At 54.4% G+C, this 386-nt stretch carries 4 tRNA genes; all 4 read left to right on the forward strand.

The features are described from left to right. The first annotated feature begins 5 nt into the window (after positions 1-5). The 4 genes from IC213_RS20635 to IC213_RS20650 all read left to right on the forward strand — a co-directional run bounded on the left by IC213_RS20635 (position 6) and on the right by IC213_RS20650 (position 336). Positions 6-81: transfer RNA gene (locus IC213_RS20635), tRNA-Met, on the forward strand. Between the two features lie 7 nt (positions 82-88). Next, positions 89-163 (forward strand) — tRNA-Glu (locus IC213_RS20640). A 17-nt stretch (positions 164-180) separates the two neighbouring features. Further along, a tRNA-Gly gene (locus IC213_RS20645) sits at positions 181-254 on the forward strand. 6 nt (positions 255-260) lie between these two features. Further along, positions 261-336 (forward strand) — tRNA-Val (locus tag IC213_RS20650). The last annotated feature ends 50 nt before the right edge of the window (positions 337-386 follow it).

Below are 386 nucleotides of genomic sequence, written 5' to 3' on the forward strand. Positions count from 1 at the left end.
AATATCGCGGAGTGGAGCAGTTGGCAGCTCGTCGGGCTCATAACCCGAAGGTCGTAGGTTCGAGTCCTGCCTCCGCAACCATTAAAATGGCTCGTTGGTCAAGAGGTTAAGACACCGCCCTTTCACGGCGGTAACAGGGGTTCAATTCCCCTACGAGTCACCAAAAAAACAATTAAATAAGCGGGTGTAGCTCAATGGTAGAGTTCTGGCCTTCCAAGCCAGCTGTGAGGGTTCGATCCCCTTCACCCGCTCCAAAAAATGGGATCATAGCTCAGCTGGGAGAGCACCTGCCTTACAAGCAGGGGGTCGCAGGTTCGAGCCCTGCTGGTCCCACCATTTGCGGCCTGGTAGTTCAGTTGGTTAGAATGCCAGCCTGTCACGCTGGA

The sequence above is a fragment of the Clostridioides sp. ES-S-0049-02 genome (genome assembly GCF_020658465.1).
Lineage (GTDB): Bacteria > Bacillota > Clostridia > Peptostreptococcales > Peptostreptococcaceae > Clostridioides.